At 39.9% G+C, this 13864-nt stretch carries 15 protein-coding genes; 6 read left to right on the top strand and 9 right to left on the bottom strand.

All coding sequences use genetic code 11. The features are described from left to right. Positions 1-35: 35 nt before the first annotated feature. The 4 genes from H148_RS0111960 to H148_RS0111975 all read left to right on the top strand — a co-directional run bounded on the left by H148_RS0111960 (position 36) and on the right by H148_RS0111975 (position 3079). Positions 36-692, top strand: a complete 657-nt coding sequence (locus H148_RS0111960) for an LON peptidase substrate-binding domain-containing protein (RefSeq protein WP_029035015.1) — start codon at positions 36-38, stop codon at positions 690-692. Between the two features lie 102 nt (positions 693-794). Next, the gene (gene sucC, locus H148_RS0111965) at positions 795-1988 is read left to right on the top strand and encodes an ADP-forming succinate--CoA ligase subunit beta (protein ID WP_029035016.1); all 1194 of its coding nucleotides are present in this window, start codon (positions 795-797) and stop codon (positions 1986-1988) included. 236 nt (positions 1989-2224) lie between these two features. Next, the gene (locus H148_RS0111970; protein WP_029035017.1) at positions 2225-2566 is read left to right on the top strand and encodes a hypothetical protein; all 342 of its coding nucleotides are present in this window, start codon (positions 2225-2227) and stop codon (positions 2564-2566) included. A 174-nt stretch (positions 2567-2740) separates the two neighbouring features. After that, the gene (locus H148_RS0111975) at positions 2741-3079 is read left to right on the top strand and encodes a hypothetical protein (RefSeq protein ID WP_156877251.1); all 339 of its coding nucleotides are present in this window, start codon (positions 2741-2743) and stop codon (positions 3077-3079) included. Between the two features lie 56 nt (positions 3080-3135). Here H148_RS0111975 and H148_RS0111980 read toward each other — a convergent pair whose 3' ends face one another. After that, positions 3136-3825, bottom strand: coding sequence for a phosphoadenylyl-sulfate reductase (locus H148_RS0111980; RefSeq protein ID WP_029035019.1), 690 nt, complete (start codon positions 3823-3825; stop codon positions 3136-3138). Between the two features lie 3 nt (positions 3826-3828). Beyond that, entirely contained in the window at positions 3829-4074 is a 246-nt protein-coding gene (locus tag H148_RS0111985) for a DUF1456 family protein (RefSeq protein ID WP_029035020.1), read from the bottom strand. A gap of 220 nt (positions 4075-4294) precedes the next feature. Between H148_RS0111985 and H148_RS0111990 the strand changes: the two genes are divergently transcribed. Beyond that, a complete protein-coding gene (locus tag H148_RS0111990) occupies positions 4295-4738 on the top strand; it encodes an Hsp20/alpha crystallin family protein (RefSeq protein WP_029035021.1) in 444 nt (147 codons plus the stop codon). Between the two features lie 44 nt (positions 4739-4782). Here the strand turns inward: H148_RS0111990 and H148_RS0111995 are convergent, their stop codons facing one another. The 4 genes from H148_RS0111995 to H148_RS0112010 form a co-directional block, all read right to left on the bottom strand. Beyond that, positions 4783-5994, bottom strand: a complete 1212-nt coding sequence (locus tag H148_RS0111995) for a hypothetical protein (RefSeq protein WP_245583425.1) — start codon at positions 5992-5994, stop codon at positions 4783-4785. A 91-nt stretch (positions 5995-6085) separates the two neighbouring features. Then, positions 6086-8089: an excinuclease ABC subunit UvrB gene (uvrB, locus tag H148_RS0112000; RefSeq protein WP_029035023.1), complete on the bottom strand. Its 2004-nt coding sequence runs from the start codon at positions 8087-8089 to the stop codon at positions 6086-6088. An 87-nt stretch (positions 8090-8176) separates the two neighbouring features. Then, on the bottom strand, positions 8177-9013 hold the full coding sequence (locus H148_RS0112005) for an ABC transporter permease (RefSeq protein ID WP_029035024.1): 837 nt from the start codon (positions 9011-9013) through the stop codon (positions 8177-8179). Next, positions 9013-9915 (bottom strand): ABC transporter ATP-binding protein, encoded by a 903-nt coding sequence (locus H148_RS0112010; protein ID WP_029035025.1) that lies wholly within the window; start codon positions 9913-9915, stop codon positions 9013-9015. The genes H148_RS0112005 and H148_RS0112010 overlap by 1 nt, the downstream gene beginning before the upstream one ends. A 90-nt stretch (positions 9916-10005) precedes the next feature. On the opposite strand from H148_RS0112010, the gene H148_RS0112015 reads away from it, so the two are divergent. Then, a complete protein-coding gene (locus tag H148_RS0112015) occupies positions 10006-11067 on the top strand; it encodes a hypothetical protein (RefSeq protein ID WP_029035026.1) in 1062 nt (353 codons plus the stop codon). Between the two features lie 85 nt (positions 11068-11152). Here H148_RS0112015 and H148_RS0112020 read toward each other — a convergent pair whose 3' ends face one another. The 3 genes from H148_RS0112020 to H148_RS0112030 are packed head-to-tail and all read right to left on the bottom strand — an operon-like array spanning position 11153 to position 13845. Beyond that, complete coding sequence (locus H148_RS0112020) at positions 11153-12211, bottom strand: nucleoid-associated protein (protein ID WP_029035027.1); 1059 nt, start codon at positions 12209-12211, stop codon at positions 11153-11155. Positions 12212-12270: 59 nt separating this feature from the next. Then, positions 12271-12780 (bottom strand): IS1096 element passenger TnpR family protein, encoded by a 510-nt coding sequence (locus tag H148_RS0112025; protein ID WP_029035028.1) that lies wholly within the window; start codon positions 12778-12780, stop codon positions 12271-12273. Between the two features lie 51 nt (positions 12781-12831). Further along, positions 12832-13845 (bottom strand): COX15/CtaA family protein, encoded by a 1014-nt coding sequence (locus tag H148_RS0112030; RefSeq protein ID WP_029035029.1) that lies wholly within the window; start codon positions 13843-13845, stop codon positions 12832-12834. Positions 13846-13864: the final 19 nt, after the last annotated feature.

Raw genomic sequence — 13864 nt, forward strand, 5'->3', positions numbered from 1 at the left:
AATTTTTGTAATTTACTATTGTAAATCAATTTATTATGGTTTCCCGGCTTGCATTATTTCCTTTAAAAAGCGTGGTATATCCCGGCGAAAATTTGCCTTTGCATATCTTCGAAAGACGCTACATCCAATTAATAGAAGATTGCCAAAGTACCGGAATTCACTTTGGGATTCCTTTTTACATAAATAATCGTCTGGAATTTGGAACAGAAATGAAACTTTTAAAAATTGTACGTAACTATGATTCTGGTGCCAAAGATATTTTAAGTCAGGGTCTTCGGGTATTCAGGATCAGGAGATTTGAACAAAATGAACCTGGAAAATTCTATGCTGGAGGTGACGTCGAGTTTGTAATAAATCGTGATGACTCTACGAGAACTTTGAAAAATCAATTACTGGACTTAATCTTTGAACTATACGTGCATCTTGAAGTACCTCGACCACTAATAGACAAAAACAGTTTTAATAGTTACACCCTTGCCCATAAGATAGGTTTATCGCAGGAGCAGGAATATGACCTTCTTAAGCTAACTTCAGAAAAGAAAAGACAGGAATACCTGATCAATCACCTTCTCATAACAATACCCATTGTCCAGGAGATGAACCGCACTAAACAAGTCATTGAACTTAATGGACATTTCAGGAATTTTGATCCTCTGGATTTCCGGGAATTCAGGTTAAAAACAAAAAAGTAAAGAAAATGTTAGATTTAGGTGCTTGTACCAAAAAGATTGGCAGAATCCTCTAACATTTGTTACTTTTGTCAACCTTAACGAATACTGAAGAAACACCTTACTATGAACATACACGAATATCAGGGTAAAGAAATTTTAAACAGTTTTGGAGTCCGCATACAGCGTGGGATTGTTGCCCAGGATGCAAAAGAAGCAGTTGAAGCTGCAAAAAAACTTACAGAACAAACCGGTACCGGATGGCATGTCATTAAAGCCCAGGTTCATGCTGGTGGACGTGGTAAAGGTGGCGGAGTAAAACTTGCCAAGAATCTTCAGGAGGTTGAAGATATTGCAGGTCAAATTATCGGGATGAATCTGGTAACACCGCAAACTTCTGCCGAAGGAAAAAAAGTTCATCAGGTCCTGGTTGCCGAGGATGTTTATTATCCGGGCGACAATGAACCGGAAGAATATTATATGTCTGTACTTCTAAACCGTGCTACAGGTAGGAATATGATCATGTATTCCACAGAAGGTGGTATGGATATAGAAACGGTAGCCGAAGAAACACCACACCTGATATTTAACGAAGAAATAGATCCTGCTACGGGATTAATGCCATTTCAGGCTCGCAGGATTGCCTTTAATCTTGGATTAAGCGGAAATGCTTTTAAAGAAATGACAAAATTCGTAATGTCTCTTTATGAAGCATTTACAAAATCTGATTCCTCTTTGTTCGAGATCAACCCGGTACTTAAAACCAGTGATGACAAAATCATGGCTGTCGATGCCAAGGTAACTCTTGATGATAATGCGCTTTTCCGTCATAAAGATTACGCCGAAATGCGTGATGAGCGTGAGGAGAGCCCGGTAGAAGTAGAAGCTCGTGCTGTAGGTCTTAACTATGTGGACCTTGACGGAAACGTAGGATGTATGGTAAACGGTGCCGGACTTGCAATGGCAACTATGGACCTTATTAAACAAGCCGGTGGGGAACCTGCAAACTTCCTCGATGTTGGAGGTACTGCCGATGCGAAGCGAGTTGAGGAAGCTTTCCGTCTTATTCTGAAAGATGAAAAGGTAAAGGCCATACTGGTTAACATTTTTGGAGGAATTGTAAGGTGTGACCGTGTTGCACAAGGAATTGTTGATGCCTATAAAAACATGGGAGATACCATTAATGTACCTATTATTGTACGTCTCCAGGGAACTAATGCAGACATTGCCAAGGAGTTAATTGATAACAGCGGACTTGATGTTTACAGTGCCGTTGAATTCCAGGAAGCAGCAGATAAAGTTCAGGAAGTGCTGGCTTAATAGCCACATAAAATTTAAAAACAAACCCCGGGTAAATTCCGGGGTTTTTTTATTTAGTGTTCCTCAGTTAAAATTTTTCATATTAAGGCAAACCTTTAAAGTCCTAGAGAGTAAAGTCAAGTTCATTGATAAAAGGCTCATGGTTAAAATTAGGTTAAGAAATGATGTGACTGTAACAAAAAAATGTGTTTGCAGTCTTTAGCGTATAATCATCAATCAATTAATCTTTAACAATCATGAAAAATTTAAAACTTTTTTTAGCCGCTTTTGTATTCACAGTATCAACTGCAACTTATGCAAACCCTAATTTTACTTTCGAAGAAAAAAACAGATCAATTAGTGATCAAATCGAACAAATGCTTTTGGATTCAGGTTTAGTCATTGAAGAAGAATTTACTGTGAGAGTTATCTTTAAAGTAAATGAGCAGAGGAAAATAGAGATCAGGTTGATAAAATCTCCAAATGAGGAAGTAAATTCTTTTCTAAAAAGAAGGTTAGAGAATCAAAAACTTTATGGTAATTCCTGGGATGTAGAGAAGATCTATGAATTACCTGTAAGGGTACAGGCAACAAGATAAAGCTAACGTCAATTTAAATAAAACCCGGCTAATTACCGGGTTTTTTAACCTTACAGCCAAAAAGATTAAATAATTGTTAAAAATTATATTTGATTGTAACAATTACCTCTTTATGAAGTCTTTATAGTAAATCATCAATCATCAAATCGATCAATTAATTAAAAAACGAACATCATGAAAAATTTAAAATTGTTGTTATTAGTATTTGCAATGATCTTTTCTTTAACAGCATCTGCCAGGGAGATCAAAGGTTTTGCAAACCAGGATTCAGTATCTGTCGAAATTGAAAGAATGCTTACAAACATGGAATTAGCCAACGCCTGTGAACCACTTGAGGTAACGGTATTCTTTTCGGTATCTGAAGATCAAAAGATCCAGAGTTTGTCAGTTGCTTCTCCTAATGGAGAGGTAAATGATTACATTCAAAAGCAGTTATCTAATAAGGAGCTTTCCAGCGAACATTTTATGAAAGGTAAGATCTACGAATTTACTGTGGTTAAGCAAATGAGTTAAAACAGACTGTTTTTAAACTGAAAAGACCCGGAATTAATTTCTCTGGGTCTTTTTATTTAAAGGTGTAAGCCACATTCGGTTTTTGGATTATTGTTCCAGCGGCCACTTCTTTCCTCTCCGGGAAGTGTACAATGGGAGCACCCAATGGAACTATAACCTTTCGCCACCAGCGGGTGAAAAGGAAGCTGATGTTCTTTTATAAATTCATCCCTCTCCTTTTTAGTTACATCCAGCAAAGGGTAAAATTTGAGGATCTCTCCCCGGTTCTCAAAAATGTTTAAGCTTGCACGGTGATCACTTTGCCATTCCATTAAGCCACTCACCCAAACAGTATATTTCGCTTTGATTTGATCCAGAGGCTTTACCTTGTTGATATGACAACAGAAATCCGGATTTTTTTTCCAGGTCTGGTCATTCTTGGTAAACTCGTGTTCCTCTTTTACAGCATTTATGGATTTTACTTTAAGCCCATAAATTTCAGACAGCTTCTTTTTGTATTGTAAAGTTTCTTCAAAATGATATCCGGTATCTATGAAGTAAACCAGCTGGTCCCGGTTAACATCAGAAAATAATTTTAAAAGGAAGGCGGAGGTAGCAGCAAAGGAGCTGGTAAGCATTACCTCGGAAAGTTTAAAATCTTTGTAAAGCTCCTCAATTCTCTCATGAAGACTGAGGTTTCGATATTTTGTATTAAGCAGGGCAACTTCAGCAGCCGCCACTTCTCTTTTCTCGGCAACAACTTCCATCAGTTACTTTTTATCTTCTTTTTTAGGCATAGGCCCACGTTTGTAGATCACCAGGCCGTTCAGAAATTTCCGTAGGAATTGGTCTCCACATTCCATGTATTTCGGATGGTCTTCACTACGAAAAATGGCTCCAATCTCACTTCTTGTGACTTTAAAATCCACCAGAGAACAAATATGGACGATATCTTCATCCCGTAATTTCAAGGCTACTCTTAATTTTTTGAAGATGTCATTATTAGATAAAGGCATGCGTAAAATTTAAGCTGTAAAAGTACATAACCATATTGGATTAAGGAAGTGTTGGTAGTTTATGAAAAAGGTTTTTTCCATTTACTCAAAGGAATGCCACCATAATGACATGTTTTATCATATTAGTTATGTCAAAAAGTCTTGTTTTTTCGGTTGGTATTTAATTTGCCTATAAAGAATTGGAGTAAAAAATAAAGTTTAATCTCAAAATATTTTAGTTATGAACCTTGTAAAAAGAAACGCCGACAATTGGCTTCCTTCAATTTTCGACGACATGTTCAAAACCGATTGGGACAATGGTAACGCAGGAATGAACCGCATTGGAACCAGTGTTCCTGCTGTAAACATTGCTGAAAGTGATGAAGCCTTTAAACTTGAACTTGCAGCTCCGGGAATGACGAAGAAAGATTTTAACCTGGAGTTGGACAATGGAGTTCTCACAATTTCTGCTGAAGAAAAGAAAGAGAATGAAAAAAAGGATAACGGCGGAAGATTTACCCGTCGGGAATTCAGTTACAGCAGCTTTAAAAGAGCCTTTAGCCTTCCTGAGACTGTAGACGCCGATAAAATTTCGGCTCAATATAAGGAAGGGGTTCTGGTGATTAACCTTCCAAAACGTGAAGATGCAAAAGTGCAGGCAAAACGAATGATTGATATTAAATAATATCTTTCTAAAAAGTTCAGTATGAGACGCCCTTCGGGGCGTTTTTATTTATCCAGAAGGATCCATCGATTTCCGGCACTTTGAATTAGATATTTTGTTCCGGGATCTATGGTATTCACTGTTGAATTTGTTGTAATATCCAACAAATCATTACTTCCTGTGAAATCCAGGTTCTTTATGGAATTTCCAGGCCAGTTGATCAAATATAGTAACCTGCCCTTGTTTAAAGATGCATCGGGAATTAACACGCTGTTCACCTGGTTGTTGATACGAAGAGTATAAGTTTCTTCCGGAATTACAAAGGCTCCGGTGTTAGAGGCAGTGGAGGAGTAAGTGCCCGAATTAGGATATTTCCAACCCACAATTCCATCGGCATCTGTCATTAAAACCTGATTTTGAGAACCTCTTACATCCGGTAGCACGTAATCATTTCCTGTTGTTCCTATACCTACTCTTCCCGCAAAATATCCTGCAAATACCTTTTTTGGATCATTGCCAAAGGCGGTGCTGTAGATGCCGTAAACAAATCCGTTCCCCTGGGCCGTACCAATCTCGTTGTAGATGCCGTAATGGTTCTTTGTGGCACCAAATGTTTTTCCTACATCATTGTAAATTCCATATATCTCTTCATTTGAGTTTTGATTCACTTCGTTGAAGATGCCGTAGTGGATTCCTATTCCGCTGGCACTGACCGAACTTTTTATTCCGTATTTTTTATCGGCTGTAGCAGTATTATTACTGGAAACAATGCCATAAGTGACATTTTTGGCAGTAGAGTTCGCGTTTTCCACCTCAAGACCCGTCCGGATGGTATGCTCTTCCTGATTATCTATCATTACTTTCAGCTTCACGTTCTGGGATGGACCTCCAATGTTCACATTACCTTTTCTAAAGATCGCATCATCCAGACTGGTGGCGGGTAAGGTAGTCCCAACTTTGTAAAAGTCAGACGTAGCTTTGCCTGCCAGACTCTCCCAATTTCCGGAGGTGGAATTCCACCAGTAAAATCCGGGTGAGAAATCCTCTTTTTGAGTGGTAAGGAAAAGTAGCATCCCATGTTGGGCAACCGTTGGGTTAGTGGTAGGAAAATTCGAAACCCGTGGAATTAGAATACCATCGATAGGTAAGGGAGAAGTGGGGTTCTCTATTTGTATATCCAATTGTGCTTTTGGATCATGAGTATTGATCCCTACCTGCGCAATAATATTGGGAGCAAATAGAAGAAATGCCATCCCGACCAAAAGAAGTTTGTACACGAGTGAATTTTTTTCCTGGGGAGGCACCAATGGGATTCAATATACCAATTTATCCTACTGTAGTACAGCACAATATAAAATATTTAACATTTTAGAATGCTTCCTGCACCTTCTCCTGTAGCATTTTGATTTCGTCCCGCAGTTTTGCCGCTGTCATGAAATCCAATTCTTTGGCAGCCGATTCCATAGCCTTTCGTTTTTCCCTGATTCGCTTTTCCAGTTGAGGTTTACTAAAGTATTCTGTTTCGGCCTCGGCGGCTTTAAGATCAGGAGCAACTTCGTAGATGTATGGCTCCGGTTTTTTGCGCACGAGCATGTTTTCGAAAGACTTTTTAAGCGCAGTAGGAGTAATGTTGTTGACTTCGTTGTACTTCAGCTGTTTTTCACGCTTGTACTCCGTCTGGTCAATAGTCTTTTGCATACTATCTGTGATTTTATCAGCATACAAAATTGCTTTTCCTTCAAGGTGTCGGGCAGCACGGCCAATAGTTTGTGTAAGAGACCTGTTGCTTCGTAGAAAACCTTCCTTATCGGCATCGAGAATTGCGACCAGGGAAACTTCCGGAAGATCCAGTCCTTCCCGTAAAAGGTTCACCCCAACCAGCACGTCAAAAAGGCCTTTTCGAAGATCCTGCATAATTTCTACTCGTTCCAGAGTGTCAACATCGCTGTGGATGTAGCGGCATCGTATATCAATTCGGGTGAGGTATTTTGTGAGCTCTTCGGCCATGCGTTTTGTAAGGGTGGTTACCAAAATCCTCTGATCCTTGTCGATCCTAAGCTGCATTTCTTCTATGAGGTCGTCAATCTGATTGAGACTGGGTCGCACTTCGATAACAGGATCCAGCAATCCCGTCGGCCTAATTACCTGCTCAATGTACATTCCTTCTGTCTTCTGAAGTTCATAATCTGCCGGAGTAGCACTCACATAGATCACCTGATTCTGAAGTATTTCAAACTCTTCAAACTTAAGAGGACGGTTATCCATAGCTGCAGGAAGCCTGAAGCCGTAATCAACCAGAGTTTCTTTTCTGGACCTGTCTCCGCCATACATTGCATGTACCTGAGGGATTGTAACGTGACTTTCATCCACCACCATCAGGAAGTCATCAGGGAAATAATCGAGCAAACAGAAAGGTCTTGTGCCGGGAAGGCGGCCGTCGAGATATCTTGAGTAATTTTCAATTCCCGAACAATAGCCCAGCTCCCTTATCATTTCAAGATCGAAGTTGGTGCGCTCGTCAAGGCGTTTTGCCTCCAAATGTTTTCCAATATCCTGGAAGTAGTCCACCTGTTTTACAAGGTCATCCTGGATCTGTCTGATCGCTCCCTGCAGCACATCGGGCGATGTCACGAACATGTTAGCAGGATAAATGTTTAGGCGCTCGTATTTTTCAATCAGGTCATTTGTAGCAGGATCAAAAGCTTCGATCTCTTCTATCTCATCTCCAAAAAAGTGTACTCTAAAAGCATTATCGGCATAACTGGGATAAATATCTACAGTGTCTCCTTTAATCCTGAAGTTCCCGTGATTAAATTCTGCTTCAGTTCTTGAATAAAGACTTTGAACAAGCTTATGGAGCAGCTGAGTGCGGGAGATTACCATATCTTTCTGGATGGAAACCACGTTCTTTTTGAATTCCACCGGGTTTCCAATACCGTAAAGACAGGATACTGAAGCTACCACAATTACATCTCTTCTTCCGGAGAGAAGGGAAGAGGTAGTGCTAAGGCGCATCTTTTCGATCTCTTCGTTAATCGAAAGATCCTTTTCTATATAAGTTCCCGAGGAGGGTATAAAAGCTTCAGGCTGATAGTAATCGTAGTAACTCACGAAATACTCTACTGCATTTTCCGGAAAGAACTGCTTGAATTCAGAATAAAGCTGCGCAGCCAGTGTCTTGTTATGAGCAAGTACCAGAACCGGCTTTTGCACTTCCTCGATCACGTTTGCAACGGTGAAGGTTTTCCCAGATCCCGTTACTCCAAGAAGGGTTTGATATTTCTCCTTATTATTTATCCCATTAACCAGCTGCTTAATGGCCTGCGGCTGGTCTCCGGTGGGTTGAAAATCGGACTTAACTTTAAATTTCATAGGATTTTTTGCTGACCTGCAAAAATAACCAATTTTAAAGCTATCAGCAAATATTACCGGTTTCTAAAAAGTTTAAGATCAGGCTTATTACAGATCCCTTTTCTTCAGCAGTAAATAAGACAGGTAAACAAAAATAACGATCCACAGGATTACAATAAGAAGTTGATACCAGTGAATGGAATAGTCTTTCGTGATCTCCGATCCTAGTTGATTGGCTGCCGACTGAACTGCGTTGAGCCTTGTAAATGGCTCCCTTACAAGCAGGGCCATAGATTCGAGTGGGAAGAATTGGGCGATATTTTCAGCAATGTTTGAATCCCTGAAGATCTTATACTCCATAACTCCCCGGACAATGCTCTCCAGGATCCACCAAATGAACAGGAAACCAAGTGCGAATGCCGATCTTTTTACAAATATCCCAAGGAACATGCAAAAAGCAAAGAAACCGGTGAGCTTGATAAAGTAAGCCAGCAGGTATTCCATGTCTGAAAAGATGATGGAGATCTCTGTATAATCTGAAAAGAATAGCCCGAGGATTAGTGATACAACAAAAAGAAATATGGTAGATAATAGTGCGAACGAAACAACCGTAAGGAATTTAGAAAGGATAAATTCCTTTTTGCTGAGCCCGTCAATAAGGTTTTGCTTGATCGTGCGGTTGCTGTATTCATTGGACATCATGGAAACAATCACGATAGCCAGAAATAACTTAAGAAGAGCGGCAATGTAGCTGTTGAAATGCCATATGTAGGGAAAATTGAAGATCCCCTGATCGGCCAGCCTGAAATTCACATTTCCAAAGTTGAATTCAATAGAAGCAATTAGGGCTATAAAGGTGATAAGAATAAAGTAAGTGGTGATTAAAACCCTTGAAGATTTACTAAACCGCAGTTTGTGGTATTCTATGTTAAGTAATCGTAGCATTAGGCAGTAATTTGGTTAGTTAACGTTAGAAATTGTTCCTCAAGGCTTTCTTTTCGTTTCACGAGTTGGGAAAGAGCGAGACCATTCTCAAAAAGGTAGGTGTTAAGAGCTTCCGGTTCCAATGGTTCTTCCAGAAAGGCAGTAATAATTCCCCCTTTTTGAATCACCTTTCCGAATGCGGGATGGGATTCGAGAAGAGCGAGCAATTTCTCTTCATTTGATGCTTTAAGTTCAAAAAAACCAAAACTTGCGTTCATTTGATCTACCGGACCGCTGTACAGTTTTTCACCTTTCCTGATGATCACTACATGGGTACAGACTTTTTCCACTTCATCCAGGAGGTGAGAAGCCAGTAATATAGTGGTTCCCGTAGAGGCGATCCTGGTAATGATCTCTCTTATTTGATGAATTCCCTGTGGATCAAGACCGTTAGTTGGTTCATCGAGGATAAGGATCTCGGGATCATTAAGCAAAGCAGAAGCAATGGCTAAGCGTTGTTTCATTCCCAGGGAAAAAGTACGGAACTTACTGTTTCTTCTATCCAACAGTCCAACCAGTTCCAGCTTTTCATCAATATTATTTGGCGGCACATTCTTAATCTTACACACAAGCTCCAGGTTTTGGGCTGCTGTCATGTATGGGTAGAAGTTGGGGCGTTCAATAATAGCTCCTACTTTCTTAAGGGCTTCATGAGTACTTTGTGTTCCATCAAACCACTGGAATTCACCACTGGTCTTGTTGACCACGTTTAATACTATGCCCAGAGTAGTAGATTTACCGCTTCCGTTGGGACCAAGTATACCGTAAACATTTCCTTTTTCAATTGAGAATGAAAGATCTTTGACCGCGGTGACGGGACCAAATCTTTTTGTGAGATTGTTAAGGCGAAGAATTGTGCTCAAAATTATCCGGTTTTAACATTTGACGTCTAAGTTAACGTTTTGTTACAGGCCTATATGAAAAGAAGTCTTATTTTTGAGGAAAGTCAGTGTATGCAGGAAAAATTAATGTCAAAAAAGAAACCATCATTCCCGGTTAATGACCGGTTCCATAAATATCTGGCGAAATACAACCGCAACACTAAAATTCCTGTTTTTTATGATGATTTGTTGAGGTTTTCGGGTTCTATTGTTGTGTATGATCAACATGATGAAGACACTTTTTGGGTGCGTTGTTATTATCCCGATTATGAAAGAGATGATATTGACAACAGCCTGAAGCAGGTATATACCATCCTGCATTCCGACGGTAGTGATGACTCCCTGGAATTTCTTAATGTAGATGCGATTGACTACTGTACTTTCGGGAATTCAAAGCCTTTCCGGGTAAAAATCCGAAATATTCTTAATGACAGTTTTACATATTTCTACGTTAAAAAGGCAGATGCCTCGCGTATTTACGGACTTGAATTTGAACACATACTTTCCCCGCACAGAATAAATTTCCTAGTCTACCGGGATACGCTGATTGAAGAGCACATTGCCGGCATTCCAGGAGATGTTTTTATAGAGGATGAACTTCCAATGTGTGATGACCGGGCAAAAACTCAAATTGCCAAGCAGTTTGTGAAATTTAATGAACGGTGTACAATCAGGTTGTTGGGAGACATGCGTTCCTATAATTATGTAATCATTCCCACCCACGATTTTGACCATGTGGAGTACCAGATCCGAGCGATAGACTTTGATCAACAGTGTTTTGAAGGGAGTTTAAAAGTTTACAGGCCTCAGTTCTTTAAAGAGAACTATAAGATGGTGCAATTGGTGGCAGAGAAGCTGCAGGAATCTTCCATAGAGCAATACAGGAGGGAGGAGCGTTCCCTGCTTGCAAAAAGGATCATCAATGCCCAGTCCCGTTATAAGGAATTGATGCGCTGTATTCTCAATGACCAGATATCGAATGAATCTAACGTAAAACAACTACGGAAGGAACTCTACGAATTCTCCAGCGATATGAAATTCAAAAGGGCACGCTCCATGGGGCAAATTATTAGAACAGCCCTGGATTTTGTAAAGAGAAATTATGAGGATGTAAATATGAAAAGACTTATTTAAACGAATAAGGAATAACAAAAAAGAGTTCTTAAAAATGTCATTTTTGAGAACTCTTTTTTAGGTTTAATTAATCTTGGCTCTTGGATCAGCTTTTCTGTTCTTTGTTAAAGTATACCAGGTAGTAATACATCTGTCTTTCTTCGTCCCAGCCTTTTTCCACGAATTTTTCAGCTGATTCCGGATTGATAAAATCCATTTTGATCTGGATGTTGGTGTCCAGATTGATGACGTTCTTGATCGACTTGCGGGCAGAAGTTACCGCTGTATTTGAAATAGGGAAACTGGTGAGGTCTTCGATCTTGTATTTTGGAGCTTTCTCTGTTTTGTAGTTCTGGAATTCCGGAAGTAGAGCCGGGTTATCGATAACCGAATTGAGGAATGCAGATTCTTCAAAATCATCGTTTTTTGCAAAATAATCTACACTTCGGTTCATAAACATCACTTCCTCCTTTTTATCTTCCGCAGGAAGTACGACGTCCTTGGCAAAATTCTGGCAAAATTTCAGATATTTCTTGGTGTGGAAATTATCATCGGCCATTACATCAACTCCGAGGAAATTTTCCAACCAGTATTTAGTGTCATATCGATTTGAATCGACAGAAAGAATTTTAAAACCTTCTTCCCTGTTCTTGTTAAAGATAATCGCTCCCTTGTCCAATTTGTTCAGGTTTATTCCCTGCTGGATGATCATTTCAAGGATACTTTCTTTTTCCTGGAACTGCAGGAAATCATGCTTTAATTCAGATTTAAAAATACCGATTGCCGTGGTCTTCTCATTGTCCAGCATCATGTTGTCAAAAAAAACGACGTAGACTTCTCCGCTTTTGATGTGCGGGTGGGCCGATTGCTCGAAAAGCAAGGTTGTAATCTTCTTTGACTGCTCGTGCACAGATTGCGGATTGTCAAAAATCTTGGTCGCGATCTCATACAACGGGTTAAACTCCACGTCAACCTCATTGGCAAATTGAAAATAATTTTCCTCTTTGTCCCGAAAAGGCTTCAGGAAATATTCTTTAATAAGTGGCGTGATCTCGTCGTTCAGGTGAAAAGGCTGAGCAGAAAGAAAAATATTTTCATTCCGGCTTTTGTTGCCAACTCTGTGAATAGAAAGAGAGTCAATCTGAGCGTTATATAAATTGATCATATTGAAAAGTGCGGTTAAATTACCGGATTAATAAAGGCCGAAAAATAGGAAAATTTAGTCTAGTTCCAATTCTCGTCAAAGGAAAGATCATCGTAATCATCGACATCAAGATCTTCATCATAATCAAGACCAAGATCATCATCTTCTACCTGAAATTCTTTTTCGGGAGCGGCTGTTGGGAGCTGTCCGTGAACAAAGAGCAGGTTTGGATAATCCATTTGAGGATCGGGTTCTGCAATTTCGGCTAATTCTACAAGAAAAGTCCACATGCTAAAGAAATCGTAGACGTAAATAAGTTTGGTCTGGGTTTCCGAAACCACGCTATCAAGAGTTGTTTCGTTCATTAACCGAACTGAGCCTGTACCTTCGGTTACGTCGAACTGGGAGATTTCTTCCCCCTGGTTCCACTCGTCATCACTAATATAGAAAGAAGCCATCTCGGTGCCATCAAACCCAAAGGATTGCAGTATGGTATTATGTAAATCTTCAAGGGTGTTTTCAGACATGATTTCTACGTCACGGAACACATCTTCTTCGGCATCAAGGATAATTCTAAATCTATACAGCATAAGTCAAAAAAATTGGATTGCAAAGATACATTTTTAGATGAGAAATTTCAGCTAACGACTAAATCTATGCAGGGTAAACGTCATTGCGGTAAGCAGGAAAAAAGCTCCCACCTGGTGGGCTACCCCAAGCCACAAAGGAACGGCATAAATGAGAGTGAGAACTCCAAGAACGAACTGCAGAAAAACCAGCCCCACAAGCCATTGAATCCCTCTTTGCTGTGGAAGAGTGAGTTTCATACTTCTCGATCTGTACCAAATATAGAGGATTACGGCCACCACTACATAGGCAAGATAGCGGTGTGCGAACTGTACTCCACTTTTGCCTTCAATGAAGTTCCTCCACAGAGGCTTCTGCTCAATATAAACTGTCTCATGCACCCATTCTCCTCCTGTCATCCATGGCCAGAAGTTGTGTATCCATCCGGCATCAAGACCTGCTACAAAGGCCCCCCAGATTATTTGCAGGAGCAGGATGATCATTCCTACCCATACAAGGTTTCTAAAGCTTTTGTTTATCTCTTTCTTTTTTGGATAGTTCAGGTCCATTGCCACCCAAAAGCAGTAAGCAAAAGTAATAAAGGCAGTAGTGAGATGCGCTGCCAGCCTGTAATGGCTTACGGCAGGGATATCCACGAGGCCGCTTTTAACCATGTACCATCCCAAAAATCCCTGGAAACCTCCAAGAATAAGCAGAATAACAGATTTATAAATAGTAGGCTTAGTAAGTTGCCTGGTGATGAGGAAATATAGGAAAGGAATAATAAATACCAGCCCTATAAGACGGCCAATCACTCTGTGGAGCCATTCCCAGAAATAAATACCTTTAAAATCTTCAAGAGTGAAGTGGTAATGTAATTTTTGGTATTCCGGAAACTGTTTGTAAAATTCAAACTCTTCTATCCATTGTTCCTCTGTAAGGGGAGGAATGGTGCCGGTAATTAATTTATAATCTGAGATCGATAATCCCGAATTGGTGAGGCGGGTAATTCCACCTATCACTACCATTACAAAAATTAGAAAACATCCGGTATACAGCCAGTAAACAACCTTTTTATTGTCTTTCATGGGGGTAAGGGTGAGGGTA

This window comes from Salinimicrobium terrae DSM 17865 (assembly GCF_000424665.1).
In the GTDB taxonomy this organism is placed as follows: Bacteria; Bacteroidota; Bacteroidia; order Flavobacteriales; family Flavobacteriaceae; genus Salinimicrobium; species Salinimicrobium terrae.

Bases quoted from the DNA above. Each gene is read 5' to 3' on its own strand.
- H148_RS0112020 (WP_029035027.1), bottom strand. From the start codon at position 12,211: ATGATCAATTTATATAACGCTCAGATTGACTCTCTTTCTATTCACAGA.
- H148_RS0111985 (WP_029035020.1), bottom strand. From the start codon at position 4,074: ATGCCTTTATCTAATAATGACATCTTCAAAAAATTAAGAGTAGCCTTG.
- H148_RS0111970 (WP_029035017.1), top strand. From the start codon at position 2,225: ATGAAAAATTTAAAACTTTTTTTAGCCGCTTTTGTATTCACAGTATCA.
- H148_RS0112005 (WP_029035024.1), bottom strand. From the start codon at position 9,013: ATGCTACGATTACTTAACATAGAATACCACAAACTGCGGTTTAGTAAA.
- H148_RS0112030 (WP_029035029.1), bottom strand. From the start codon at position 13,845: ATGAAAGACAATAAAAAGGTTGTTTACTGGCTGTATACCGGATGTTTT.
- H148_RS0111990 (WP_029035021.1), top strand. From the start codon at position 4,295: ATGAACCTTGTAAAAAGAAACGCCGACAATTGGCTTCCTTCAATTTTC.
- H148_RS0112015 (WP_029035026.1), top strand. From the start codon at position 10,006: ATGCAGGAAAAATTAATGTCAAAAAAGAAACCATCATTCCCGGTTAAT.
- sucC (WP_029035016.1), top strand. From the start codon at position 795: ATGAACATACACGAATATCAGGGTAAAGAAATTTTAAACAGTTTTGGA.
- H148_RS0112025 (WP_029035028.1), bottom strand. From the start codon at position 12,780: ATGCTGTATAGATTTAGAATTATCCTTGATGCCGAAGAAGATGTGTTC.
- H148_RS0111980 (WP_029035019.1), bottom strand. From the start codon at position 3,825: ATGGAAGTTGTTGCCGAGAAAAGAGAAGTGGCGGCTGCTGAAGTTGCC.
- uvrB (WP_029035023.1), bottom strand. From the start codon at position 8,089: ATGAAATTTAAAGTTAAGTCCGATTTTCAACCCACCGGAGACCAGCCG.
- H148_RS0111975 (WP_156877251.1), top strand. From the start codon at position 2,741: ATGAAAAATTTAAAATTGTTGTTATTAGTATTTGCAATGATCTTTTCT.
- H148_RS0111960 (WP_029035015.1), top strand. From the start codon at position 36: ATGGTTTCCCGGCTTGCATTATTTCCTTTAAAAAGCGTGGTATATCCC.